Genomic DNA, 23,606 nt, shown 5'->3' with positions numbered 1-23,606 from the left:
CATTTTAGTGAATCAAGATGCAACATTTGGACAAATTTGGTGAATCCAGGACCCGTGCTTTCGCCCCGTTGTTCGGTCGCCGGGGCCCGCGCCCCGGCAGATGCAGGAATTCGGGGCAAAGCGTTCAAAACAGCATGTCTTGTGCATAGGATGGCCGTCGCGGTCGAAAAAGAGGTCTGGAAACAGGCAATTCGTGCTGCCGAGGCTTGCGTTCCAAGACGCAAGCTCCTATCACAAACCCATACTGACCGTGTGAGAGTGGGCAATGGAACGGGTCTGCTTCGAGAACGTCCGACTGGAATCGGGCGTCGACTATTTTTTGTATATCGGCGAGATCAAGGCCTTCGGGCTCAACGAGTTCGTCCGCCAGGGGCTTGAGCGTCGCTTCGGCCGTCCGTTCAAGCCCATCGGCATCTGTCCGGACATCCTCAGCCGATATCCCTTCGAGAACGTCATCGTCATCAACCCCTGGGCCAGGCGTCCGCGCGTGGTCCTGGGGGGCGGCGAGGCCGAGCGCGTGAGCTCCGGGCCCTTCGTGGCCCACATCTCCGCCAGCCGCTACGTGCGTTCCCTGGCCCGTATGCTGGCCGAGCGCCAGGAGCGGGTCTTCGTCTGGATGTTCGAGTCCCGCCCCGAGTTCCATCTGCTGCACGACATCCCCGGCCTGACGCTGCTCGGGCCCGACGCCGAGCTCGTCTACGGCATGAACGACAAGACCTGGCAGTACGAGGCCCTGTCCGAGGTCGCGCCGGTGGTGGATTTCGCCATCTGCCAGGGCCGGGACGCCATGCTGGAGCGCTGCGCCGGGATGCTCGGCACGGGCCGCAACGGGGTCTTCGTGTCCTGCGCCTACAGCGCGGGCGGCGTGGCCAGCCGCGTGGTGCGCGAGCTGCCCCAGGCCGAGGAGAAGTTCCAGGATCCGGGCGGCCGCTATCTGCTCTCGCGCTACCATCCCCACGACTGGGACCCCACGGTCCTCGGCGTGGTGGGCAACGCGGACGAGGTCTTCATCGGCGGCGTTGCGGACATGAACATCATGGACGGCAACAAGTTCCGCGGCTCCACCTTCCCCTCGCGCCTGCCCGCCGAGGTGCAGCGCCGCCTGCGCGAGCACACGCGCGCCGTGGGCCGCAAGCTGGGGGAATTGGGCTTTCGCGGCATCTTCGGCTGCGACTACATCGTGGACAGGGCCGGGGACATCTATTTCATCGAGGTCAACCCGCGCAAACAGGGCACGACCATGGAGTACTGCTGCGCCCTGGAGCATCTGCTGCCCGAGGGCGCGCCCAACATGCCGGAACTGGAAATCTGGGCCGTGCTGGACGGTTTCTTCCCGGCCAACACCCGGGAGCCGGACCACGAGGCCGCGGCCGAGGGAACCCTGCACTGGGGCACCTTCAACCACAAGATCGAGTTCAACTGCGTGCGCACCAACGGCTGCCTGCCCCAGCGCCTGCCCGAGCGGGAGCTGTTCCGGCGCGTGGCCGGGGGCGGCAAGAGCGGGCATGTGATCCTGGAGCACGTGGGTGCGGACGTGGACGTGCTGCCCGGGACGTTCATGGGGCGCGTGGCCGCCGTGGGCGCGTCGCGCGAAGGCATGCTTTCGGCCCTCTGCAGGGGGCGCAAAAAATTGGAGTCCTGCATCCGGGGCTCTTGAGAATCAAGGAGGATCGACGTGGCACAGGACAGCGGAGCGGCTTTGGACGGATTCACCAGGGATCTCCTGGACGGGCTTTCCGGCGCTTCCGGCCCGGCCGGCGAGGCCGTGGCCCGGGACGTGGCCGCGCTCCTGGCCGAGGCCCGCGAGGCCAAGGGCACCGCGCCCATCGTGCGCCTGTTCAAGGCCCTGAAGGACCTTCGCGCCGGCCAGGGGCTGGGGTACGAGGCCTTCGGCCTGTCCCGCTCCGACCTGGAGGCGTTGTGCGCCAGGCATGCGGACATCGACGAGCACGGGGTGACCGTGGGCGGCCGCGTGGGCCGCGCCCTGGAGGTCATGGCCCAGGCCAACCCCCGCGTGGAGGAATATCTGGCCGCCAAGGACGTGGAAGCGCCCAGCGGCATCGAGCTCTGGGACGTGATCCAGGAGAACCAGGCGCGCATAAAGCGGGTCCTGAACCTCTCGGACGAGACCTGGAATTCCTTTTCCGGCCAGCTGACCAACGCCATCAACGACGTCGAGACCCTGGCCAAATGCGTGGACCTGCCCGCGGACACCATCCGCGACGTGACGCGCATCACCGAAAAGTACCGCATGCGCCTGACCCCGTACTACGCCAGCCTGATCCGCCCCGGCGTGGCCAACGATCCGGTGCTCCTGCAGGCCGTGCCCACGGCGGAGATGGTGGACAACGTGGGCGTCGAGCTGCCCCCGGTGGCCAGCGACCATTCCCCGGCCCGGCTCATCGACCAGTTCTATCCCCGGGTGCTCTCGGTGAAGGTCACCAACATCTGCGCCATGTACTGCACCCACTGCCTGCGCATCGCCCACATCGGCAAGGCCGATCGCACCTTCTCCCGCGAGGCCTACGGCGAGGCCTTGGACTACATCCGGGGCAACGAGCGCATCCGCGACGTGCTCATCACCGGCGGCGACGCCTTCATGCTCAACAACGACAACCTGCGCTGGCTCCTCGGCGAGCTGGACGCCATCGACCACGTGAATTTGAAGCGCCTGGGCACCCGCGTGCCCGTGACCACGCCTCAGCGCGTGGACGCCGAGCTCCTGGACATCCTGGAGGAGTCCAACGAGCGCGGTCCCGTGCGCGTGGTCACGCAGATCAATACGGCCCAGGAGATCACCCCGGTGTCCCAAAAGGCCTTCAAGGACATCTCGCGCCGGGTCATGGCCGTGTTGAACCAGGCCGTGCTGCTGCGGGGCATCAACGACTCCAAGACCAAGATGTGGAAGCTCTGCGAGACCATCCAGGAGGCCTACGTCCGGCCCTACTACATCTTCAACTGCTCCTACCGGAACCCCCAGTACACGCACATGCGCGTGCCCATCGAGAAGGGCCGGGACATCGTGGAGAGCATGTACGGCAACCTCTCGGGCGACGCCATCCCGCGCTACATCGCTGCGGCCGGGGGCAAGGTGCCCCTGCACCGGGACAACGTGGTGCGCCACGACGAGAAGGGCAACGTGATTCTGCGCAAGCCCTGGAGCGGCGAGGAGACCGCGTACCCCGACGCCGTGCCCGAACTGTACGCCGACGACTCGGACTTCGCCTTCAACAAGTACGGCAAGGAGTAGCCGTGGCGGAACTCTGCGCCACATATGTCCACAACTGGCTCAAGAGCCGGCAGGAGGAGATGCTCGCGCTGCTCGAGCGCATGGTGCGCATCAATTCCCACACCGCCAACAAGGCCGGGGTGGACGCCGTGGGCATGGTGGTGGCCGGGGTCATGGCGGACATGGGCTTCGGCGTGGAGCGCCATCCTCGCGACGGGGTGGGCGACAACCTGGTGGCCCTGTCCCCGGCGGCCCGCGAGAACCGGGGCAAGGGCGTCCTGTTCTGCGGCCACATGGATACGGTGTTTCCCAACGACGGCTGCTTCGAGGGCTTTCGGCGCCAGGGGGACCGAGTCGTCGGCCCGGGCGTGGCGGACATGAAGGGCGGCCTGGTGGCGGGCATCTACGCCCTGCGCGCCCTGGACGCGGCCGGGCTGCTGGCGGACATGCCCGTGGCCTTCGTCTTCAACTCCGACGAGGAGACGGGCTCGACCGAATCCAGGGACCTGATCTCGGATCTGGCCCGGGAGAGCGCCCTGGCCATGGTCTTCGAATGCGCGGGCCTGTCCGGCGAGACCTGCACGGGCCGCAAGGGCCGCACGGGCTACGTGCTGCGCGCCCTGGGGCGGGCCGGGCATTCGGGCAACCTGGACGCGCCCAAGGCCAGCGCCGTGCTGGAGCTGGCCCACCAGATCATCGCCCTGGAGGCCTTGAACGATCTGCCCCGGGGCGTGACCGTCAACGCGGGCGTGGTACGGGGAGGGCTGGGGCCCAACACCGTGGCGCCCGAGGCGGAGGCCCTGGTTGAGTGCCGCTACCCGCTGGCCGAGGACGGCGAGGCCCTGCGCGAGGCGATCCTGGCCCTGGCCGCCCGGCCCCATGTGCCCGGCACGCGGGTGGATGTGGACATCCGCCCCGGCCGCCCGCCCATGGAGCAGGGCGCGGCCAACCGGGCGCTCTTCGCCCACGTGGCCCGGGCCGGGCGGGAGCTGGACCTGCCCGTTGTGGAAGATTACCGGGGCGGGGTTTCCGACGCCAACTACATCGCCCTGGCCGGGTGCCCGGTGGTGGACGGCATGGGGCCGTGCGGCGCGCGCGACCATTCTCCCGAGGAATTCATGCTGGTGGACAGCCTGGCCGCGCGGGCGGCCCTGGCCGCCGTGGCCGTGCGCCGGGCCTGGGACGCCGCCGGCGGTGGGGGCGCGCTTGCGGTATAGTCTTGACAGTCTCTATAGGTTGGCAGTAGGCAAGTATATCATTTGCTCCCCGTCGGACCAGCCGCAAGGCCTCCGGCGGGGTTTTGCATTCCCTGGGGGCAGGCTTTCATGGAGGTTAAGTGCCCAAAGAACCGGAAGTTAAACGAGCGATGGCCTATTTCGACGGCCAGAATCTGTTTCACGCGGCAAAATATGCGTTCGGCCATACCTGGCCCAGCTACGATCCCCTGCTCCTGGCCCGGGCGGTGTGCGTGCGGATGGGCTGGCGGCTCATGGGCGTGCGCTTCTACACCGGCCTGCCCAGCGCCGAGGACAATCCCTTCTGGCACGGGTTCTGGAGCAACAAGCTGGCGGCCATGGGCAGGGCCGGGGTCGTCAACGTCACCCGGCGGTTGAAGTACCGCAACCAGCTCATCGAACTCCCGGGGGGCGGCACCGAGACCGCCCTGGTGGGGCAGGAAAAGGGCGTGGACGTGCGCATCGCCCTGGACCTGGTGCGCCACGCGCGGCGCGGGGAGAGCGACGTGCTCCTGGTGTTCAGCCAGGACCAGGACCTGGCCGAGGCCGCCGACGAGGTGCGCGAGATATCCATGGAGCAGGACCGCTGGATCAAGATCGCCTCGGCCTATCCGGCGAGCCCGGAATACGCCAACAAGCAGGGCATCGACAAGACGGACTGGATTCCCCTCAGCCGGGAGGAGTACGCGGCATGCCTGGACCACAACGACTACAGACCCAAGGCTTAGGCTACGAACCGCGCCGGGGCGGCCCCGGGGACCTGGACGTGCTCTTCAGGTGCAGGGCCCGGATGTTCGCCACGTTCTGCGACACGGACCCCGTGGTCCTGGCCCGGGCGGACCACGCTTTCTGGGGCCCGGCCCTGGCGCGCGAGGAGGCCGCGTTCTGGCTGGCCGAGGACGGGGACGGCGCCGCCGTGGCCTGCTGCGCCGCGACCCTCCAGCGCCTGCCGCCCAAGCCCTTCGCCCTGGCCGGGGTCCAGGCCTACGTCTCCAGCATGTGGACGGAGCCGGAGCACCGCCGCCGGGGCCTGGCGGGAATGCTCCTGCGCCGGGCGGTGGAATTCGCGGCTTCGCGGGGCGCCGCCCTGGTCAGCCTGCACGCCAGCGAAGCCGGGCGCGGACTGTACGCGGCCCACGGTTTCGCTGGCACCAACGAGATGCGCCTGCCCCTGACGGCCCGGGCGTGATCGGTAAATATCCCTGTGGGACGCGGATTTTTCACTGGCTGTATCCCGATGTTTGCGCTTCCAAGTCTTGCGTCCCTCGGGCGGGGTGTGTATTCTCCCCCCTCAACAGCCGGGATTTGCAGCACGTTGTTTTTTTTCGTATTCTGGGTAGTTCCTCTGCGGCGCGCGCGGGCGCGAGGTTCATGCGGCCCGGGGGGGGATGCGTTCCCGGTGCGGTTGCGGCATAGTCGGCCGGAGTACGTTGCAAGGAGACGGTCGTGAAGGAAGAGAAGATCAGCATCCTCATCGTGGATGACCACCCCATGTTCAGGGAAGGGCTCAAGGCCATCCTCAAGCGCGATTCGCACTACGAGGTGGTGGCCGAGGCCGGCAATGGCCGCGAGGGCATCCTGGCCGCCAAGGAGCACTTGCCGAACATGGCCCTGGTGGACATCTCCCTGCCGGACATCAACGGCATCCGCCTGACCCGGGACCTGAAGCAGATCCTGCCCATGCTCAAGGTCATCATCGTCAGCATGCACTCCAAGATCGAGCACATCGCCGAGGCCTTCAAGGCCGGCGCCTCGGGCTACCTGGTCAAGGAGTCCGCCTCCGAGGGCCTGCTCAAGGGCCTGGCCAACGTGGTCGAGGGCGACTACTTCCTGGACAGCTCCGTGTCCCCCACAGTGGTGGAGAGCCTGATGCACGCCCCCCTGCAAAAGGGGCCCTCGCGTGACGCGGACTACGGAACCCTGACCCCGCGCGAGCAGGAGGTCATGCGCCTGTTGGCCGAGGGCCTGTCCTCGCGTGACATCGCCGAGAAACTCTTCATCAGCCCCAAGACCGCGGAGAACCACCGCGCCAACCTGATGAAGAAGCTGAACCTGCACAGCAACATCGAACTCATCCGCTACGCCGCCCGTCTCGGGCTCATCGACCTGGATCTGTGGATCGATTCAGGCGAACCCCTGTAGCGTTTCTCCCGTTTTTTCCCAGATTCCTTCCCTGCCCGTGGGGGAAACACCCATTATTGTCTGGGGGTTTTCCCTATCTATTGAGCAAATGCCGACAATCTTGCCTGCGGGACAAGGGTTTTTTGATACTAAACTTCCTGTCGGGGCGCAGCCGTCTGATTTCGGGCTGAGGAGAAATCCCAGGCATTTGGTTTATCCCCCTATGTACACAAACAGTCCTGTTCCCGTATCCAAAAAAACGGGAAGCTACTCATTTCAACAGGAAGGTACGTAGGAATGACGAAGGCAGGACTGGTCGAAATGATCAAAGAAAAGGGCGAACTGGAGACGAAAGTCCAGGCCGAGAAGGTCTTGGACACGATCATCGATTCCGCCCGCGAAGCGTTGATTCAAGGGGATTCCGCCATATTTACCGGTTTCGGTTCCTTCAAGGTCGTGAAGCGGGCCGCCCGTACGGGCCGCAATCCCGGCACCGGGGAAGCCATCCGGATTCCGGCCTGCAAGGTGGTCAAGTACACCATGGGCAAGAAGATCAAGGGTTCCATTTCCTAAAGAGGGAGCGATGCCGCGTCCAACGGCGTCTCTCCAGGGGGGGCGGAGGACACGGCCCGGGGGGGACGTGTCTCCGTTTACACATGAACGCGCCGGACAGGCCAGCGGGCCTGATCGGCGCGTTCGCTTTGCGTTTTTCAGTCCTCGCCCAGGGCCCGGCGCACCGCCCGGGTCAGGTCGTCCCTCATGAACGGCTTCTGCAGAAAGGCCCCGATGCCCAGGGCCCTGGTCTTGTCCGGCGACAGCCCCTCGGAATAGCCAGAGCAGAGCACCACGGCGAGGTCCTCCCGGGCCTCGAGCATGCGTTTGGCCAGGTCCGTGCCCGAGAGGCCGGGCATGCTCTGGTCCGTGACCACCAGGTCGAAGGCCTCGGGCTTGTCCTGGAACAGGGCCAGCGCGGCCAGGGGGTCCGTGGCCGCTTCGGCGGAAAAGCCCAGGCTCTGAAGCATTTCCGCGCCGATGGCGGCCAGCTCGGGCTCGTCGTCCACGAACAGGGCCCGCCCGCCCGCGAGGAGGCCGGGCTCCTGCGCGGCCCGGTCCGGTCCAGGGGCCTGGCGGCACACGGGCAGGTGCACGGTGAAGCAGGTGCCCCGTCCCGGCTCGCTGGCCACGTCGATGGCGCCGTTGTGCCCGGTGACGATGCCGTGGACCATGGCCAGGCCCATGCCCGTGCCCTCGTCCGGGCCCTTGGTGGTGAAGAAGGGGTCGAAGACCTTGTCCAGGAGCTCCGGCGGGATGCCGTGGCCCTTGTCGGCCACGGTCAGGCGGACGAAGGGGCCGGGCCCGAGGTTCGGCCGCCGCGCCGGGGGCTGGTCGTCCTTTTCCGCCTCGCGCAGGGCGATGCGCAGCGTGCCGCCGTTCTCGCGCATGGCGTGGGCCGCGTTGGTGCAGAGGTTCATGAGCACCTGGTGCATCTGCGAGAGGTTGGCCAGCACGGCCCCCGCCTCCGGGGCCAGATCCAGCTGGATGCTCACCCCGGCGGGCAGCGACGCCCGCAGGAGCTTGGCCACCTCCTTGACCACCGTGTCCAGTTTGAGGGGCTGGAGGTCCATCTCCTCCTGGCGGCTGAAGGTCAGGATCTGGTGCACCAGGTCCCGTGCCCGGCGTCCGGCGGCCAGGACCTGGTCCAGGCGGCGGGACAGGGGCGAATGCTCAGGCGCGTCTTCCAGGCTCATCTCGGTGTAGCCCATCATCACGCCGAGGATGTTGTTGAAATCGTGGGCGATGCCTCCGGCCAGGGTGCCGATGGCCTCCAGCTTCTGGGAGCGGCGGAGCTGCAGTTCCAGGTCCTTGCGGCGGCTCACGTCGTGGGCCACCAGCACGTAGCCGTCCTGCCCCGCGTCCACGTCCCCGTCCGGGAAGAAGGGCGACACCGTGACCAGGAACCAGCCGCCCAGGGCCGGGATGTGCAACTCCTCGGTGCGGGCCTGGGAGCCGCTCATCTCGCGGATGCGCGCGCTGACCTCCGGGGCCTCGTCCGGCGGGTCCAGGAGCTCGGAACAGGGCCTGCCCACCAGGTCCCTGGGGTGCCCGCCCAGGCGCGAGGCCAGGGTCATGTTCATGCGCCTGACGTGCAGGTCCGCGTCCAGGACCGCGATGATGTCCGGGACGCTGTCGAAGGTCTTCTCCCATTCCTGTTTCGCGCGGATGATCATGGATTCCATGGCCTTGCGCTTCTGGATATTCTCCACCGCGCCCTCGATGGCGCTGATCTCGCCCTCGGGGCCGACGATGGCCCGGGCGTTGACGGAGATCCAGACGCGCGAGCCGTCGGGGCGGGTCACCTGGGTCTCGTGGTCCGTGACCGCATGCTGGGTGCGGACCATGAACAGGAGCGTCTCCAGGACCTGCCGGTCGATGCCCGGGAGCAGGCGGTCGCGGTCCAGGGCGGCGTCCATGTCCTCGGCGGAATCGAAGCCCAGGATGCGGGCCAGGGCCGGGTTGAAGATCGTCACGGAGCCCCACGGCGCGCAGCGGAAGATGCCCAGCACGGAGTTGTCGATCATGCTCTGGAAGGTCTGCTTGTCCTGTTCCAGGCAGTCCATGCGCTCGGTCCGGTCGCGGCGGGTGCGGGATTCGCGCAGCAGGCGGAGGATGACCCCGGGTGCGCGCCAGTCGTCCGCGCAGAGCACGTCGTTGGCGCCCGCCTTCAGGGCGGCCAGGGCCGCGTCCTGGGAGGGCTCGGGCAGGAGCAGGACGAAGGGCGTGTCCGGGCCCCAGGAACGGGTCAGGGCCAGGACCTCCTTCCAGTGCATGCCGCCCACGGACTCCTCGGAAACCACCACGTCCCACGGTTCCTCGATGAGGGCGCGGGAGAAATCGCCGGGGGTCGGGGCCAGGGCGTAGGCGGCGGGCAGGCCCGCGTCGGCCAGCCCGGCGGCCAGCAGGGCGGCGAGGTCCTCGGAGGAGACCGCCAGGAGCAGGCTGAGTCGTGTTTCCATGCGCAGGTTCCCATGGGACGTTGGGGACAACACCGCAGTCATGCTAGCATTTTCCCTGTGCGGCGTAAAACGTCCAGGGGCGCGCTTGGCCGGGGGGAAGGGGAGGTCAGTCGCAGGGCAGCCAGGGCTCGTTGATCATGCGTTCCCTGCCCGTGAGAGTCAGGCCGTCGGCGATGAGTTCGCCGATGATGGGGGTCACGGGGGTGTAGCCGTAGGTCACGCGGACCTCCACCAGTTCGCAGGGGCAGCCCGGGTCGTCGTCGCGGCCGTCGCCGTTGAAGTCGCCCGCGCCCCAGGAGCGCACGGACACCTGGGCCGTCCCGGGCAGGCTGGCGGTGATGGCCTCGGCGGCCTGGGTGATGAGGGTGACGCGCGTGCCGTCGTCGTGGCCCACGCCCGTGACCGCGTAGCGCGCGCCCACCTGGGCGGCCTTGTCCACCGTGGCCGAGGCGAAGTAGATGTTGCCCGCCTCCACGAGGCTGAAGCACATTGCCAGCAGCACGGGCAGGACCAGGGCGAATTCCAGCACGCTGGTTCCCAATTCGCCCGGCCAAGCCCTGCATGTCGGTCGGAATCCCGATCCTGTCCCGTGCTGCATGGCGTGTACCTCCCCGACTCCGTCCCGCGCGCGCGGCTTCCCGGGCCGCGCGCGTCGTGCGGGACTAGTGGAGCAGTCTCCAGCCGAGTTGACGGCCGATTTTCTTGAATATGTCGTCCAGGTCGTAGGCCGAGGGCGCGTCGAAGTAGTGGTCGGTCGTGCCCGTGCTGCTGGAGGCGATCCGCTTCATGAGGTCCACGTCCACGTAGTCCGAGTCCCCGTAGCGAACGCAGAAGATCTCGATGCCCGCGTCCTTGGCCAGCTGGGCCTCGTCCAGCATGGCCTGGTTCAGGACTCCGCCGTTCTCGCAGTGGGACTCCATGTCCAGCATGCCGTAGTAGGCGTTGGTCCAGTAGACGTTGGGCGTGTAGCTCACCGTGTGCGTGCCGCCGCATCTGCCGTCCTCGGTGTCCCCGTCCGTGAGCAGGATCATGACCTTGCGCATGTCGTCGCTGTCCGAGCCCTGGGAGAAGGGTTCCTCCGGGGTCAGCACGTGGCGTCCCCACTTGAGGCCCTCGGAGATGACCGTGCCCGAGGCCGTGCCGCTGGCGTCCTGGGAGTTGATGGCCGCCACCACGGCGTCGCGGTCCGAGGTCAGGGGCATGACCTCCGGGATGGAGGAGCAGGTGCCCGTGCTCACGCGCAGGCGGCTGTCCGTGGGATAGCGGTATTCGGGCTTCTCGTATTCCTCAAGGAGGTCCCAGTTGTAGGTGCCGTCGGCGTTGCGGCAGCCCGCTTCCAGGCCGTCCACGCCCGAGGACAGGCGGACCTTGCCCCTGAAGGGCACGAGCCCGGCCTTGACCATGCATTCCTTGCCCTCGGGGATGATCAGGTCCACGAGGCTTTCGGCCGCGGCGTTGGCCTGGGTGATGGGCGAGCCCCGCATGCTGCCGGAGTTGTCGATGACGAAGACCAGCTCCAGGTTGTTGAACCCGGCCGTGGCCGAGGCCTTGACCGTGCTGGAGGCGATGCCCACCACGTCCAGGAGCATCATCGGCACCTCGGCGTGGGCCTCGATCTTCACGCTGCGGGCCTGGGCCCCGGCCGCCACGCTGTCCAGCACCGCGCTGTCGTAGTTCTTAGCCAAGTAGGTCTCGGCGGCCTGGTTCACGATGCCCTGGTCCATGTCGGGGTCGTAGGGCAGCTCCAGGCTGGCGGCCAGGGCCGCGGCGTCCACGGCGGATTGCAGGCGCGAATGGGCGTGGTAGAGCTGGGCCGAATCCAGGCCCAGGCCCGCCAGGCCGATCACCGCCGGGATCAGCACCGCCACCAGGGCGGCCGTGGCTCCGGCGCTGTCGCGTATGATCCCGCGGATGGGGCCGCTAGGGCGCGGGCATGCTCGTTCGCGCAACCAGCGAAACAAGCGGCTCCACGGTTTCGCCAACGGGGGTGTCGCTGAAAAGCGTCTGGTAGTCATAGCTGATCTCCACTGTGACGGTGTTTCCGGAGTCTTCGTAGTTCACCGAAGTGCTCAGGCCATCGGCGTTCAATTCCGGCAGCAGGCTGCCCACAAGGTCCTGGATGCCCGAGTCCTCGCCCGTGAGCAGCACCTGGCGCGCGGCCACGCGGCTGGCCTCGGACAAGGCCGAATAGGTCATGATGACCGTGGTGCCCTCCACCAGGAAATACAGGAACCCGGCCAACAGAGGCAGGATCAGGGCCGCCTCCAGGGCGGCCAGGCCACGTTCGGATGTCAGGGCGTGTCTCATGTCCTTCTCCGCTCGCCGTCTAGCTGGCGGGGATTTCGTAGCGCTGCCTGCGCACGATGCGCAGTTCGTCGAAGCCCTCGCTCCCCTTGAGCTCGGCCAGGCGTTCGCGGGCCTCGGAAACGGTCCCGAACATGCCCACGGTGACGCGGTACCACTCGCCCTTGCCCGGCAGGTCGACGTGCAGCACGTAGGGCGTGTGCCCGGCTCCGGCCAGGCGCGCGGCCACCTCCTCGGCCCGCTGGCGGGAATGCCAGGAGCTCTGGTGCAGGGTGTACATGGGTTGGTCGGGCTGCGGCCCCGGGGCGAAAGCCGCGGCGGCGGCCGACGGGGCCGTTTCGGGGGCGGCGACGGCGGCGGGCCGCACGGGCGCGGCCGGGCTGAAGGCGGCCGGGGTCGCCGGGGCCGACAGCGCGCCGTGCGGGGCGGGTCGCACCGTGGCCTGGGCCGGAGCCGCCGGGATGGCCTGAGCCGCGAAGGGCTGCTGCCTGGGCGCGACGGCCTCGGGGGCCGCGGGGACCAGGGCCGGGCCGGGAGCGCCGCCCGCCAGGGCCAGGGGGCCGTCGGGCAGGGCGTACGCGCCCTGCAGGTTCGCGTCCCCGGCGTCCAGGGTCGGAATGTCCGTCGCGTAGGCCGGGGCCGCCGGGTGTTCCGACGCCGCGAAGGCCAGGGCCAGGCGGGCGCGCTTGAGGTTCTCGCTGGCCCGGGTGTAGTAGCTGGGCTCAAGCTCGATGGCCCGCTGGAACGCGGCCACGGCGCGGGCGTAGTCCTCGTCCAGGAAGTAGAGGTAGCCCAGGTTGTTGTAGGCCGCGGCCTCGCCCCCGGCGCAGCGGAAGGCTTCCAGGGCCTCGCGCCAGCGCTTGAGCCGGGCCAGGGCCAGTCCCATGTTGTTGTAGGCCCGGGCCGAGGGCGCGCCCAGGCGCAGGGCCGTGCGGAAGGCGCCCACGGCCCCCTCGTCGTCGCCCATCATGGACATGGTCATGCCGATGTTGTTGTGCACGCCGCCGTTCATGGGGTCCATGGCCAGGGCCGCGTTGAAGGCCGCGAGCGCCCCCTGGTGGTCCCCCTGGTAGTTGCGGATCACGCCCAGGCGCACGTGGCAGTCCACCAGGGTCGGGTCCAGGGCCAGGGCCTTGGAGAGATGCTTCTCGGCCTCGGGGTACAGGGCGTTGTCGAAATAGATCTGCCCGGCGGCCGCGTGGGCCGGGGCGAAGTCGGGCATTTTTTCCATCACGGCTTCGAAGTCGGCCAGGGCCTGGGCGGACATGCCCCGGACGAGCAGGGTCTGGCCCCTGCGGAAGCGGGCTTCGGCCAGGTCGGGGTCCAGGGCGGCGGCGCGGGAGAACTGCTCGAAGGCCAGTTCCGTGCGGCCCATGTTCTGGTAGTTCAGGCCCCGCATCAGGTGGGCCCGGGCGGCATCGGTACCGGACCCGGCCTCGTCGCCCATGAGGTCCATGCCGCTGTGGTAGCGCTCCATGAGGGACATCCCGGAGCCGCCCGGCGCGGTCTTGGCCGAGCATCCCCCCAGGATCGTCACGGCCGCCAGGGCGGCGATGAGCAGGATGGCGTGTCTGGACATGGTCATACCTCCGTTGTCTGTGGGGCGCGGCCGGGGCCTAGCCCATCTTGTCGAATACAGCCAAAAGTTTCAGTCCGGCCGGGCCCATGATGACCACGAACAGCGCCGGGAGAATGAAGAAAATCAGGGGGAAGAGAATCTTCACCGGCATCTTGGCGGCGATCTCCTCGGCGCGCTGGTAGCGCGTGGTGCGCAGGGAATCCGAATACACGCGCAGGGTCTGGGCCACGCTGGTGCCGAAGGCGTCGGCCTGCACGATGAGGGTCACCAGGCTGGTGATGTCGTCCACGGCCACGCGCCGGGCCAGATTGCGCAGGGCGTCGCTGCGGCCCTTGCCCGCGCGCAGCTCCAGGCTCACGGTGCGCAGCTCGTCGGCCAGCACCGGGCTGGTCAGGCGCAATTCCCCGCCCACACGCGACAGGGCCTGGTCCAGGCCCATGCCCGCCTCCACGCAGACCACCAGGAGGTCCAGGCAGTCGGGCATGGCGTTGATGATCTCGCGGCGGCGGTTCTTGGCGCACGTACGCAGCCAGAGGTTGGGCAGGTACAGGCACACGGCCGCGGGGAGCACGAAGGCCATGGCCTGGGCCCCGGCCGGAGCGCTCTCGGGCAGGAGCATGCGCAGCCCGGCCCCGGCCAGCAGGCCGGCGAGGGTCAGGGCGGTCTTGGCGCCCCAGAACACGGCCGGGGCGTTGCCGCCCGTGAACCCGGCGCGCATCAGGTCGGCGGCGGTTTTGCCCAGCTCGTCCTCGTCCTTGGGCCCCAGGCGTTCGCCCAGGCGTCGCGCCCCAGAGGCCAGGGCCCGGGCAAGGCCCTGGGCCGGCTCGGCGGCTTCGCCGGACAGGCGGCGCTTGAGGCGCGCGGAGCGGCCGTGGTTCCCGGCCGCGCCCAGAGCCGCGAAGCCCAACAGCAGCACGGACACGAAGCCCAGCCCGGCGGCGGCCAACGGTGCGATGGTGTTGAAGTCCATGCCTCGTTCTCCTCAGACCCTGATGGTGATGAGCTTCTTGAGGGCCACGGCCCCCAGGGCCATCTGAACGCCGGCCATGGTCAGCATGACGCGGCCGGGGCCGGATTCGTACAGCCCGGCCATGTAGCCCGGGTTGATGAGGTTGATGACCAGGCCGATGGCGAAGGGCAGGGCCAGCAGGATGTAGGCCGTGAGCTTGCCCTCGGCGGCCAGGACCTGCACCCGGCCCTGGAACTTGAACCGCTCGCGCACCAGGTGGGCGATGTTGGAGACGATCTCCGCGAGGTTGCCGCCCGTCTCGCGCTGGATGTTCACGGAAACCACGAAGAACTTCAGGTCCGGGCAGTCCACGCGCTCGGTGAGGTTCACCAGGGCCTGGTCCACGGGCACGCCGAAATTGATCTCTTCCAGGGTCTTGTGAAATTCCGGGCCGATGGGGTCCTCGAACTCGTCGGCCACCATGCGCATGCCCTGGTTGAAGGCGTGCCCGGCCTTGAGGGCCCGGCCGATGAGGCCCAGGGCGTCGGCCAGCTGGGCCGAGAATTTCGTCATCCGCTTGTTCTTGCGCCTGCGTACGTAGAGGAAGGGCAGGGCGGCCAGGGCCGCGCCCACGGCCAGGCGCAGCAGGAAGATGTCCGTGGCCAGGCGCGCCACGGCTAGGGTCGCCGCGCCCAGGGTCAGGCTCATGAGCACCAGGGTGCCCACGTTGATGTTCACGCGGCCCTGCTCCAGCATGGCGTCCAGGCTGCGGATCCAGCCGCGCCCGGCCAGGGCCCGCTCCAGCCAGGGCACTTCGGATATCCGGCGGTGGCGCTCGATGTCCGGGCCCCGGCCCACGCCGGCCAGGGCGTCCAGCCTGCCGCGCACGCGGCTCGCGCGGGCCTTCCGGCCAGCGAGGAGCAGGTTGGAGAGCCCCAGGCAGAGGACGAAGGAGGCCAGGACGGCCACCAGGATCACGGCCAGAGTCATGGACATCACGGCTCCTCCTGCCCCGCGTAGGGATCGAAGAGGCTGCCGTCCAGGGCCACGCCCATGGCCTCCAGCCGCTCGGAGAAGCGGGGCCTGACGCCCATGGGCCGGAACAGCCCCCGGACCTTGCCCTCGCTGGTCAGGCCCGTCTGCTTGAAGCTGAAGATCTCCTGCATGGTGATGGCGTCGCCTTCCATGCCCGTGATCTCCTGGAAGCTGATCATCTTGCGCGAGCCGTCGGACAGGCGCGCCACCTGCACGATGATGTCCACGGCCGAGGCGATGTAGCGCTTCAGCGACTCGCCCGTGATGTTCAGCCCGGCCATGGCCACCATGGTCTCCAGGCGCATCAGGGCGTCGCGCGGGGTGTTGGCGTGGATGGTGGTCAGGGACCCGTCGTGGCCGGTGTTCATGGCCTGGAGCATGTCCAGAACCTCGCCGCCGCGCACCTCGCCCACGATGATGCGGTCCGGGCGCATGCGCAGGCAGTTCTTGACCAGGTCCCGGGCCGTGATTTCGCCCTGGCCCTCGATGTTGGCCGGGCGGGTCTCCAGGCGCACCACGTGGTCCTGCTTGAGCTGCAGCTCCGCCGCGTCCTCGATGGTCACGATGCGCTCGTCGTGGGGCACGAAGCGGGACATGCAGTTGAGCATGGTGGTCTTGCCCGAGCCCGTGCCGCCGGAGACGATGATGTTCAGGCGCGAATGCACCACGCCCTTGAGGACCTCGCCCATGTCGCGGGTCAGGGCCCCGTAGCGGATGAGGTCGTCCAGCTCCAGGGGGTCGCGGGAAAAACGGCGGATGGACAGGCTGGGCCCGTCCAGGGCCAGGGGCGGGATGATGGCGTTGACGCGGCTGCCGTCTTCCAGGCGGGCGTCCACCATGGGCGAGGCCTCGTCCACCCGGCGGCCGATGCGCGAGACGATGCGGTCGATGATCTTCTTCAGGTGCGCGTCGTCGCGGAAGCGCGTCTGCACGCGGGCGAGCTTGCCGCGCCGCTCCACGTAGACGTTGTTGTAGTTGTTGACCAGGATGTCCGACACCGTGGGGTCCTGGAGCAGGGGCTCCAGGGGCCCGAGGCCCAGGACCTCGTCCTGGATCTCGGCCACGGCCCGGCGGCGGTCCGCCGCGTTCATGGGTGTGCTGCGGAATTCCTCGCGCAGGATCTTTTCCACCAGGCGCGCGATCTCGGAGCGCAGCTTGTCCGGGGCCAGTTCCTCCACGGCCGTGAGGTCCAGGGAGTCGATGAGCCGCTGGTGCACCTGGGCCTTGATCTCGTAATAGTTCTCGTCGCGGGGGCCGGACTCGGGCGCGGTCTCGGTCGTCGCGGGCATGGCCTCGGGCGCGGGCGAAGCGACCGGCTCGGGCCTGCGCACGCTCTCGGGGGCCGTGACGGCCGCCTCGACCGAGGGCCTCGGCGGCGCGGGCGCGGGGCCGCCCAGGCGGGCGCCGCGGGTCAGCCTGTGCTCGAGATCCATGGTCAGCTCCCCGCCTGCGCGGCCAGGCCGCTGGACAGGGCCGCCCCGGCTTCCGCGTTTTGGCCGGTCTTGCGCCGCGTCAGGAACCGGGCCAGGAGCCCGGAGCGCTCCTTGGCCTCGCAGCCGCGCGCGTAGCGCGCGGCCAGGGCGGCGATGTCCTTGGCGGCCGGGGATTTGGGCGCGGCCTGGAACAGGGGCGCGCCCTGGTTCACGGCCTCCAGGGTTCCGGGATAGTCGTTGGCGATCTTGTGGAACACGGGCACGCCCAGGAGCTTCTCGGCCTCGGCCGGGTCGATGCCGCCCCTGGCCTGGTGGCGCGAAACCACGAGGCGCACCTTGTCGGACAGGCCCTGGTCCAGGTTGGCGAAGCTCTCCAGGAGCCTGCGCACCACGGACAGCCCGGGCAGGGACAGTTCCGTGACCAGCAGCACCTCGTCGGCCTCGCGCACCGCGGCCAGGGAAAGGTCGTCCAGATAGGGGCTGCCGTCCACCACCACCAGGGGATACATGGTTCGCAGCAGCTTCAGGGCCGCGGCCAGGCCATCGGGGCGCAGGGACGCCGCGTCCTCGATGTGGTCCGGGGCGCAGAGCACGTCCAGGCCGCTGGCGTGGCGCACCATGAGGCCTTCCATGAAGGTGGCGTCCAGGCGCGAGGTGTCGCGCACGGCCTCGGCCCAGGTGTAGGCGTAGTCCAGGTCCAGGAAGAGCGGGATCTCGCCCAGGGGCAGGGCCGCGTCCACCAGGGCCACGCCCCGGTCCGGGGCGGCCCGGCGCACTTCGGCGGCCAGGTTCACGGCCAGGGTGGTGGCGCCCACGCCGCCCTTGACGCCCAGCACGTGCACCAAGCGGCCCTTGGGGCCGGACGGGGCGCGGGTTTCCGGGGCCTTGCCCCGGCGGGCGGTGAAGCGGTCCAGGGCCGCGGCCAGGTCCTTGGGCTCCAGGGGCCAGGCCAGGAATTCGCTGACCCCGGCGCGCATGGCCGCGATGATCAGGTCCGGGTCCTTGACCGTGGAGGTCACGAAGACCTCGGCGGCGCGGCCCTCGGCCACCAGGCGCTCGGCCCGGTCCAGGCCGCCAGCGGCGCCGTCCAGCTCCAAGATGACCAGCCCGGCCGGGTCGCCCTTGGCCGCGCGGGTGTGGAAGCGGGGATGGGCGTCCACCAGGGTGCCGAGTTCCTCGGCCGCTCGGGCGCTCTTGAGTATCAATGTGGCGGGATAGCTGGTGCTCATATCGACTCCCTTCTTGGCTTCCTTACTTGGACCCGTTGCTGTCGCTGTCCTGCAGGGTCGTGGCGGACTCCTGCTCCTGGGCCGGGGTGCGGTAGGCCTTGAAGATTTCCTGGGCGCGCTGGCCGTCCAGGCCCATGACGGGCGTGGCCTCGGCGGGTTCGGGATTCACTGTTTGGGCAGCCAATTGGTTGCGGTAGGCGATGCCGAATTCCATCTGCTTCTGCTCTTGCACACAGCCCGTTAGGGCCGCGCAGCACAGGGCGGTGAGGAGGATCATGGTCTTCATGGCTGCTGCTCCAGGATATGTCCGAATTCTCCGTCCATGCCCGTGGCCGGGCTTTGGCCCTGCCGCGCGGCGGCCGGGCGGATGGAGGGGGGCGGGGTGCTTTCGTCCGCGTCGCCTTCCATCTTGCCGAAGAGGAAGAAGTCCAGCTCGTTGGGTTCCTTGAAGTGGTCCGTGGGCAGGGAGCCCTGGGCCATCTCCATGGGCTTGGCCAGATGCGGGGTGACGATGATCACCAGTTCGCTTTCGTTCTTCTGGTATTCGCTGGAGCGGAACAGGGTGCCCAGGATGGGGATGTCGCCCAGAACGGGGTACTTCTTCACGTCCTCGCGCACCTGGTTCTGCAGCAGACCGGCGATGGCGAAGCTTTGGCCGTCGCCCAGTTCCACGGTGGTGGAGGTTCGGCGGCTGGTGATGGCCGGGACGCTAAAGCCGTCCAGGTCTATGGCGTTGGTGTAGTCCAGCTCCGAGACCTCGGGGAAGACTTGCAGGCTGATGCGCTCCTCGGACAAGACCATGGGGGTGAAGGCCAGGGCCACGCCGTAAGGCTTGTACCGGACGGACACGGTGCCCAGGGCCTGGGGCTCGGGAACGGGGATCTCGCCGCCGGCCAGGAACTTGGCCTCCTCGCCGCTGCGGCAGACCAGGGTGGGCTCGGCCAGGACCTTGGCCAGGCCGTTCTGCTTGAGCACGTCCAGGAAGCCCGTGAGGGTGGTCTGGCCGCTGCCCATGCTGAAGAGGCCGTTGCGCGCGGGACTGATCTTGATCGAGGACCCCGCCACGCCCAGGACCCCGTTCTCGCTGTCCAGGGAGAAGAGGTCGTTGAGGAGCGAGAACACGAAGCTTTCGCCCGAGCTGTAGGCCAGGTCGATGCCCAGGTGCTCCACCACAAAGCGGTTCATCTCCGCCACCTTGACCTCCAGCATGACCTGGTGCACCCCGCCCACGGAGAGCAGGTTGGCGACCTTGTCCGGGGCGTAGAGCTCGGCCAGGTCTACGGCCGTGCCCAGGCTGGTGGTGCTGGTCACGGTGCCCGAGAGGGTGATGGCTTCGCCGGCGGCCATGACCTTGATGTTCTTCTCCCCGGGCAGCACGCGGTGCAGCATTTCCTTGAGCCGCGCCACGTCCGGGGACACGTTCACGTCGTAGATGCGCGACACGCGCTCGCCGTCGCCCCACAGGGTCAGGTTCGTGGCCCCGGGGCGCTTGCCCGTGAGGTAGACCTGGTGCGGGGAGATGAGCAGGATGTCCGCTGTCTCGGGGTCGGCCACGGAGATGCGCCGGATGGCCTCGGAGCTGTCCAGGACCATGGACTTGCCCACGGTGAGGCGGATGGACGAGGGCGTGAAGGCGCTCTCGGCGGCGTGGACCCGGCCCGAGGCGGCCAGGACCAGCAGGACGGCCAGCAACAGCGCTAGCAGCGAGGTCAGGACCACGGCCGCGCGCGGGGCGTAGTTCTCAGCGGGCGTCTGCATGGCGGAACCTCACGGTCTTGCGGCTGGTGCCGGTGATGATCTCCACGCTGGTGCGCCGGGGAGCGGCGACCTTGCCCGTGCCTCGCTGGGGAACGTTCAGGGACGCGAGCAGCCTGGCCACGTCCACGCCCTCGGTGGCCACCACGGCGCTGTCCGCCGGGTTGCGCAGGGCGAAGTGCAGGGTGCCGCGCGTGGCGGCCAGGGCCAGCTTCTCGCTCTCGTGGGTGGAAAGCTCCAGGGTGTAGGTGTCCACGGAAGAGGTGGCGCCGTCGTCGCCCTGGACCTCCAGCTCCGTGCCCGTGGCGATGACGCGCACGTCCTCGAGCACGGTCTTGGTCACGGCCACGTCCTTGTCCTGCTTGCGCACGTCAATGGTCACCAGTACGTCCACGTGGTTGCCCGGGCGGATGAAGCCCGACAGGCCCAGGACCTTGTTGCCCTTCACGGCCACGGCGCGCTTGCCTGGGGAGATCATGGCGCTGACGCCCGCGTAGGGCGCGCCGTCGTCCAGCAGGCGGGAGAGGGTCACGGGCTCGCCCGCGCCCAGGTCCGTGCCCAGCACCCGGCCCACGAGCTCCTCGGTGTCCTTGAACGCGCCGCTGGGCGCGCTCTCGGCCAGGAACGGGGCCGCGCGCAGGGCCTCGGCGGTGAGGCGCGCGCCGCGCTTTAAGTCCTTGGCCGCGACCATGAGCATCACGCGGGATTCGGGCTTGGCCTGGGCGGTCTGGTTCATGCGGGCGTCCATCCACTTGAAGATGACCACTCCGGCTGCCAGGGCCAGGACCAGGGCCAGGGAAATCTGTATCAGGGCCGTCTTGCGCATGGCGTCCTCCTAGGCCAGCCCGGCGGGCAGGAACGCGCCGGCGGTGTGGCTGTAGATCATGGCGGCCGTGGTGCCCACGGCGATGGCCACGCCGTAGGCCAGCTTGGGCAGGGCGCCCTCGGTGTCCTGGGGCGAGTAGATCCAGCGCCCCGTGACGGCCATGAGGCCCATGGAGTCCTTGATGGACGAGGCCACGCGCTTGAAGACGGTCATGTGCAGGGAGAGCACCACCAGGGCGTACACGCCCCCGGCCAGGGAGGTGAAGATGAAGGCGGCCAGCGCGCCCTGGGGCCCCAGGAAGGCCCCGGCGGCGGCCATGAGCTTCACGTCGCCCGCGCCCATGACCCCCATAAGGTAGGGGATGAGCATGACGCCGAGCCCCAGGCCCAGGCCGTAGAAGGAATTGAGCAGGCCGGTCGGTCCGCCGAGGGCGGCGTTCCAGGCCAGGGCCAGCAGCATGGCCGGGTAGGTCAGCCGGTTTGGGATGCGCCGCTCGCGGAGGTCGAAGACCGAGGCCGCGACCAGGATGGCGAAGAGGACGAGGTGTTGCAGGGCGTCCATGAGAAGCCTCCTTCTGCGGGACGCCGGGGATGGGAGGTCGCCCGGGATGCGGACGGGGCCGGGGGATGAGGGGGGATACCCGGCCCCGTCCGCTCTGCGCTTGGGAAAAGCGCGAAATACGTCCCGCGCGGTTGTTGGAATTAGCTCGCGGGCGTCAGGGCGGTGGACACCTTCTCGAAAGCGGTGTTGATGCTGGTGCCCAGGGTGGTCACGGTGCCCACGACGACGGCGGCGATCAGGGCGGCGATCATGCCATATTCCAGAGCGGTCACGCCTTCTTCGTTGCGGATAAGGTGCAGCAGGGTCTTCATTGTCTTGGCTCCTTGGCTTGGGGTTCCGGTGTTGTGCCTGTATGGGGCGGGCTCCTTAGCCGCGCCTTGACTCCCCCTAGGCAATGCCTGTGCCACGGCCCGTGCGCAGGTTCCTGATTAAACTGATATGCTTTATAATATGATGAAATCATTTATGAAAAAATATTGATTTTCAGCCAGGACGGAGCGGTCCGCGCCATGGGGAGCCCTGGCCGGGCCGGATGCGGCGGGGGAAAAGTCTACAGATCGTAGAGTTCGCTTTGCGGCGTGTGAATGAATTTGTTGGATAACAATTTGAATATAAATATGTTTTTAGAATTTCGCTAGGATTATCTAGAAATTGTAGAGTATTGGCGACGGCATGGTCAACGCCAGTTTCAAGCGCGGCCATAGTGCGATGCTTTTGATAAAAATGCTGTGATGACAGATTGTTATTCTGACAAAGTCGGGGCGGGCGGCTGATCTACAATTTGTAGACTAAGGGCCGCCAAGAGGGTCAGGAAAGGGCTTTGGGGTCCAGGTCGTGCTTGCGCAGCTTGGCCCAGAGGTTCTTGGGGCTCAGGCCCAGGAGGGCGGCGGCCTCGGTCTGCTTGCCGCCTGTGCGGCGCAGGGCCGCCACCAGCAGGTCGCGCTCGGTTCGGCGCAGGGTTTCGCGCAGGTCCATGGGTCCCTGGCCCGGGTCGGGTTCGCCCGGCCCGGCGGGTGCGGGAGGGGCGGGGGCGCCCAGGGGTTTCGAGCCCTGGTCCAGGGCCCGGGCCACGTCCGCGGCCTCCAGGAGGCCGCTCGCTGCGGTGATGCAGGCCCGCTCCAGCACGTTGGCCAGCTGGCGCACGTTGCCGGGCCAGTGGTGGGCCGTGAGGGCGTCCATGGCCTGGGGGCTGATGTCCCGCACGTCCAGGCCCAGGGAGGCCCGGACCTTGGACAGGAAATGCCGGGCCAGCTGGGGGATGTCCTCGCGCCGCGCGCGCAGGGGCGGCAGCTCCACCACGGCCACGGACAGGCGGTAGAAGAGATCCTCGCGGAAGGTCTTTTCGCGCACCAGCTGGGCCAGGGGCTGGTTGGTGGCGGCCACGATGCGCACGTCCACGTCGAGGGGCCTGCGCGCGCCCAGGCGTTCCACCTGTTTCTGCTCCACGGCGCGCAGGAGCTTGGGCTGGACGGCCAGCGGCATGTCCCCGATTTCGTCCAGCAGGATGGTGCCCGTGTGGGCCAGCTCGAACTTGCCGGGCTGCGCGCCCGAGGCCCCGGTGAAGGCCCCTTTTTCATGGCCGAAGAGCTCGTTTTCCACCAGGTGTTCGGGGATGGCCGCGCAGTTCACGCGGATGAAGGGCGCGCCCGCGCGCGGGGACAGGGCGCGGATGGTCTCGGCTGCCAGCTCCTTGCCCGTGCCCGATTCGCCCGTGATCAGCACCGTGGAATCCAGCGGCGCCACGCGTTCGATCATGGACCGGACCTCGGCCATGGCCGGGGAGCCGCCGATGATGCGCATGGCCGGTCCCTCGCGGCGCAGGGTCTCGCGCAGGGCCGTGACCTCGTTCTGCAGGCGGCGCTTGTCCAGGGCGCGGCGCACCACCACGTCCAGTTCGCCCAGGCTGAAGGGCTTGGAGAAATAGTCGTAGGCCCCCCGGCGCACGGCCTCCACGGCCGTCTCCTTGGAGGAGTAGGCGGTCATGACGATGATGTCCGAGCTAGGTGAGGCCTCGCGCAGATGCGGGATGGCCTCCACCCCGGACATGCCCGGCAGCTTGACGTCCGTGAGCACCAGATCGAAGGGGGCGGAGCGGGCCATGTCCAGCCCGTCCTCGGCGCGGCCCACGGCCTTGATCTCGTACCCTCGGTCCCCCAGGGCCTCGGTGAGCATGGCGCGGAACGCGGCGTCGTCCTCTATGATAAGGATGCGGGCCTTCATGCGGACATCATAATCTAAAATTTATAGATTTGAAACCCCCGACTGTGCTGAGATGGTTATCACCTGACAGTAGGCCATGAAATGAGCGTGGTCATGCCGCCCTTGGTTGGGGTACG

General features: G+C 68.4%; 22 protein-coding genes. 7 read left to right on the top strand and 15 right to left on the bottom strand.

Annotated elements, in window-relative coordinates; genetic code table 11:
* The first annotated feature begins 265 nt into the window (after positions 1 to 265).
* The 7 genes from ACYYG1_RS15970 (at position 266) to ACYYG1_RS15940 (ending at position 7,158) form a co-directional block, all read left to right on the top strand.
* Positions 266 to 1,657 (top strand): ATP-grasp domain-containing protein, encoded by a 1,392-nt coding sequence (locus ACYYG1_RS15970; RefSeq protein WP_461211330.1) that lies wholly within the window; start codon positions 266 to 268, stop codon positions 1,655 to 1,657.
* 18 nt (positions 1,658 to 1,675) lie between these two features.
* A complete protein-coding gene (locus ACYYG1_RS15965; protein ID WP_461211329.1) occupies positions 1,676 to 3,250 on the top strand; it encodes a KamA family radical SAM protein in 1,575 nt (524 codons plus the stop codon).
* A 2-nt stretch (positions 3,251 to 3,252) separates the two neighbouring features.
* Complete coding sequence (locus ACYYG1_RS15960; RefSeq protein WP_461211328.1) at positions 3,253 to 4,446, top strand: M20 family metallopeptidase; 1,194 nt, start codon at positions 3,253 to 3,255, stop codon at positions 4,444 to 4,446.
* A gap of 119 nt (positions 4,447 to 4,565) precedes the next feature.
* Positions 4,566 to 5,192, top strand: coding sequence for an NYN domain-containing protein (locus tag ACYYG1_RS15955; protein ID WP_461211327.1), 627 nt, complete (start codon positions 4,566 to 4,568; stop codon positions 5,190 to 5,192).
* Positions 5,156 to 5,653 carry a GNAT family N-acetyltransferase gene (locus ACYYG1_RS15950; protein WP_461211326.1) on the top strand — a complete coding sequence of 166 codons (498 nt, stop codon included), beginning with the start codon at positions 5,156 to 5,158 and terminating at the stop codon, positions 5,651 to 5,653. The genes ACYYG1_RS15955 and ACYYG1_RS15950 overlap by 37 nt, the downstream gene beginning before the upstream one ends.
* Positions 5,654 to 5,910: 257 nt before the next feature.
* On the top strand, positions 5,911 to 6,606 hold the full coding sequence (locus ACYYG1_RS15945) for a response regulator (protein WP_461211325.1): 696 nt from the start codon (positions 5,911 to 5,913) through the stop codon (positions 6,604 to 6,606).
* Positions 6,607 to 6,882: 276 nt separating this feature from the next.
* Positions 6,883 to 7,158 carry an HU family DNA-binding protein gene (locus ACYYG1_RS15940; protein WP_461211324.1) on the top strand — a complete coding sequence of 92 codons (276 nt, stop codon included), beginning with the start codon at positions 6,883 to 6,885 and terminating at the stop codon, positions 7,156 to 7,158.
* A 137-nt stretch (positions 7,159 to 7,295) separates the two neighbouring features.
* Here ACYYG1_RS15940 and ACYYG1_RS15935 read toward each other — a convergent pair whose 3' ends face one another.
* The 15 genes from ACYYG1_RS15935 to ACYYG1_RS15865 form a co-directional block, all read right to left on the bottom strand.
* Positions 7,296 to 9,599 carry a PAS domain-containing hybrid sensor histidine kinase/response regulator gene (locus tag ACYYG1_RS15935; RefSeq protein WP_461211323.1) on the bottom strand — a complete coding sequence of 768 codons (2,304 nt, stop codon included), beginning with the start codon at positions 9,597 to 9,599 and terminating at the stop codon, positions 7,296 to 7,298.
* 106 nt (positions 9,600 to 9,705) lie between these two features.
* Positions 9,706 to 10,128, bottom strand: coding sequence for a TadE/TadG family type IV pilus assembly protein (locus tag ACYYG1_RS15930; protein WP_461211322.1), 423 nt, complete (start codon positions 10,126 to 10,128; stop codon positions 9,706 to 9,708).
* Between the two features lie 133 nt (positions 10,129 to 10,261).
* Positions 10,262 to 11,548, bottom strand: a complete 1,287-nt coding sequence (locus tag ACYYG1_RS15925) for a vWA domain-containing protein (RefSeq protein ID WP_461211338.1) — start codon at positions 11,546 to 11,548, stop codon at positions 10,262 to 10,264.
* Entirely contained in the window at positions 11,520 to 11,906 is a 387-nt protein-coding gene (locus ACYYG1_RS15920) for a TadE/TadG family type IV pilus assembly protein (protein ID WP_461211321.1), read from the bottom strand. The genes ACYYG1_RS15925 and ACYYG1_RS15920 overlap by 29 nt, the downstream gene beginning before the upstream one ends.
* Positions 11,907 to 11,925: 19 nt before the next feature.
* Positions 11,926 to 13,482 (bottom strand): SPOR domain-containing protein, encoded by a 1,557-nt coding sequence (locus ACYYG1_RS15915; RefSeq protein WP_461211320.1) that lies wholly within the window; start codon positions 13,480 to 13,482, stop codon positions 11,926 to 11,928.
* 37 nt (positions 13,483 to 13,519) lie between these two features.
* Positions 13,520 to 14,452: a type II secretion system F family protein gene (locus ACYYG1_RS15910; RefSeq protein WP_461211319.1), complete on the bottom strand. Its 933-nt coding sequence runs from the start codon at positions 14,450 to 14,452 to the stop codon at positions 13,520 to 13,522.
* Between the two features lie 12 nt (positions 14,453 to 14,464).
* Positions 14,465 to 15,427 carry a type II secretion system F family protein gene (locus tag ACYYG1_RS15905; RefSeq protein ID WP_461211337.1) on the bottom strand — a complete coding sequence of 321 codons (963 nt, stop codon included), beginning with the start codon at positions 15,425 to 15,427 and terminating at the stop codon, positions 14,465 to 14,467.
* A complete protein-coding gene (locus ACYYG1_RS15900) occupies positions 15,427 to 16,899 on the bottom strand; it encodes a TadA family conjugal transfer-associated ATPase (protein WP_461211318.1) in 1,473 nt (490 codons plus the stop codon). The genes ACYYG1_RS15905 and ACYYG1_RS15900 overlap by 1 nt, the downstream gene beginning before the upstream one ends.
* Positions 16,900 to 16,901: 2 nt before the next feature.
* Positions 16,902 to 18,128 (bottom strand): CpaE/TadZ family protein, encoded by a 1,227-nt coding sequence (locus tag ACYYG1_RS15895; RefSeq protein ID WP_461211317.1) that lies wholly within the window; start codon positions 18,126 to 18,128, stop codon positions 16,902 to 16,904.
* A 22-nt stretch (positions 18,129 to 18,150) separates the two neighbouring features.
* Positions 18,151 to 18,414 (bottom strand): hypothetical protein, encoded by a 264-nt coding sequence (locus ACYYG1_RS15890; RefSeq protein ID WP_461211316.1) that lies wholly within the window; start codon positions 18,412 to 18,414, stop codon positions 18,151 to 18,153.
* A complete protein-coding gene (locus ACYYG1_RS15885) occupies positions 18,411 to 19,886 on the bottom strand; it encodes a type II and III secretion system protein family protein (RefSeq protein ID WP_461211315.1) in 1,476 nt (491 codons plus the stop codon). Before ACYYG1_RS15885 ends, ACYYG1_RS15890 begins: the two co-directional genes overlap by 4 nt.
* On the bottom strand, positions 19,870 to 20,709 hold the full coding sequence (gene cpaB / locus ACYYG1_RS15880) for a Flp pilus assembly protein CpaB (protein ID WP_461211314.1): 840 nt from the start codon (positions 20,707 to 20,709) through the stop codon (positions 19,870 to 19,872). Before cpaB ends, ACYYG1_RS15885 begins: the two co-directional genes overlap by 17 nt.
* 9 nt (positions 20,710 to 20,718) lie before the next feature.
* Positions 20,719 to 21,270 carry an A24 family peptidase gene (locus ACYYG1_RS15875; protein ID WP_461211313.1) on the bottom strand — a complete coding sequence of 184 codons (552 nt, stop codon included), beginning with the start codon at positions 21,268 to 21,270 and terminating at the stop codon, positions 20,719 to 20,721.
* Between the two features lie 140 nt (positions 21,271 to 21,410).
* Positions 21,411 to 21,581 carry a Flp family type IVb pilin gene (locus tag ACYYG1_RS15870; RefSeq protein WP_461211312.1) on the bottom strand — a complete coding sequence of 57 codons (171 nt, stop codon included), beginning with the start codon at positions 21,579 to 21,581 and terminating at the stop codon, positions 21,411 to 21,413.
* Positions 21,582 to 22,077: 496 nt separating this feature from the next.
* Positions 22,078 to 23,490, bottom strand: a complete 1,413-nt coding sequence (locus ACYYG1_RS15865; protein ID WP_461211311.1) for a sigma-54-dependent transcriptional regulator — start codon at positions 23,488 to 23,490, stop codon at positions 22,078 to 22,080.
* Positions 23,491 to 23,606: the final 116 nt, after the last annotated feature.

The sequence above is a fragment of the Desulfocurvus sp. DL1XJH-121 genome (assembly GCF_054819825.1).
Note: the sequence above shows the minus strand (reverse complement) of the source record. Positions and strands in the feature narration are given on the sequence as shown.

Bases quoted from the DNA above. Each gene is read 5' to 3' on its own strand.
- ACYYG1_RS15970 (WP_461211330.1), top strand. From the start codon at position 266: ATGGAACGGGTCTGCTTCGAGAACGTCCGACTGGAATCGGGCGTCGAC.
- ACYYG1_RS15950 (WP_461211326.1), top strand. From the start codon at position 5,156: ATGCCTGGACCACAACGACTACAGACCCAAGGCTTAGGCTACGAACCG.
- ACYYG1_RS15940 (WP_461211324.1), top strand. From the start codon at position 6,883: ATGACGAAGGCAGGACTGGTCGAAATGATCAAAGAAAAGGGCGAACTG.
- ACYYG1_RS15935 (WP_461211323.1), bottom strand. From the start codon at position 9,599: ATGGAAACACGACTCAGCCTGCTCCTGGCGGTCTCCTCCGAGGACCTC.
- ACYYG1_RS15920 (WP_461211321.1), bottom strand. From the start codon at position 11,906: ATGAGACACGCCCTGACATCCGAACGTGGCCTGGCCGCCCTGGAGGCG.
- ACYYG1_RS15915 (WP_461211320.1), bottom strand. From the start codon at position 13,482: ATGTCCAGACACGCCATCCTGCTCATCGCCGCCCTGGCGGCCGTGACG.
- ACYYG1_RS15910 (WP_461211319.1), bottom strand. From the start codon at position 14,452: ATGGACTTCAACACCATCGCACCGTTGGCCGCCGCCGGGCTGGGCTTC.
- ACYYG1_RS15905 (WP_461211337.1), bottom strand. From the start codon at position 15,427: ATGTCCATGACTCTGGCCGTGATCCTGGTGGCCGTCCTGGCCTCCTTC.
- ACYYG1_RS15900 (WP_461211318.1), bottom strand. From the start codon at position 16,899: ATGGATCTCGAGCACAGGCTGACCCGCGGCGCCCGCCTGGGCGGCCCC.
- ACYYG1_RS15895 (WP_461211317.1), bottom strand. From the start codon at position 18,128: ATGAGCACCAGCTATCCCGCCACATTGATACTCAAGAGCGCCCGAGCG.
- ACYYG1_RS15890 (WP_461211316.1), bottom strand. From the start codon at position 18,414: ATGAAGACCATGATCCTCCTCACCGCCCTGTGCTGCGCGGCCCTAACG.
- ACYYG1_RS15885 (WP_461211315.1), bottom strand. From the start codon at position 19,886: ATGCAGACGCCCGCTGAGAACTACGCCCCGCGCGCGGCCGTGGTCCTG.
- cpaB (WP_461211314.1), bottom strand. From the start codon at position 20,709: ATGCGCAAGACGGCCCTGATACAGATTTCCCTGGCCCTGGTCCTGGCC.
- ACYYG1_RS15875 (WP_461211313.1), bottom strand. From the start codon at position 21,270: ATGGACGCCCTGCAACACCTCGTCCTCTTCGCCATCCTGGTCGCGGCC.
- ACYYG1_RS15870 (WP_461211312.1), bottom strand. From the start codon at position 21,581: ATGAAGACCCTGCTGCACCTTATCCGCAACGAAGAAGGCGTGACCGCT.
- ACYYG1_RS15865 (WP_461211311.1), bottom strand. From the start codon at position 23,490: ATGAAGGCCCGCATCCTTATCATAGAGGACGACGCCGCGTTCCGCGCC.